This is a genomic window from Polaromonas sp. P1_G2 (assembly GCF_056405515.1).
In genome coordinates this window covers 1-380 of the sequence record NZ_JBFUBY010001597.1, presented here as the reverse complement: position 1 = coordinate 380, position 380 = coordinate 1, and the positions used below count along the sequence as shown (strand labels likewise).

1 protein-coding gene is annotated in these 380 nt (G+C 63.4%); it reads left to right on the top strand.

Annotated features, from left to right (window positions below; genetic code table 11):
• Positions 1-380: hydantoinase/oxoprolinase N-terminal domain-containing protein (locus AC1D0P_RS31715; RefSeq protein WP_477680352.1), on the top strand; the 380-nt coding region annotated here is incomplete at both ends.

Below are 380 nucleotides of genomic sequence, written 5' to 3'. Positions count from 1 at the left end.
GTGATCGGCCGGGCGCCGGACGGCTCGCTGCATCCGCGCAAGCTGCTCTCGGAGAATCCGGAGGCCTATCGTGATGCGGCGATCCAGGGCATCCGCGATCTCCTGGGGCTTGATTCGGGCGATGCGATTCCCGCCGGACTGGTGGGCGATATCAAGATGGGCACGACGGTCGCCACCAATGCGCTGCTGGAGCGCAAGGGTGATCGTGTCCTGCTCTTGATCACAAGGGGTTTTCGCGATGCGCTGCGCATCGCCTATCAGGCGCGGCCGGATATTTTCGCCAAAGAGATCGTTCTGCCGGAACAGCTCTACGAGCGGGTGGCCGAGGTCGACGAGCGGATTCGTGCCGATGGTACGATCGAGCGCGAACTCGATCTGAC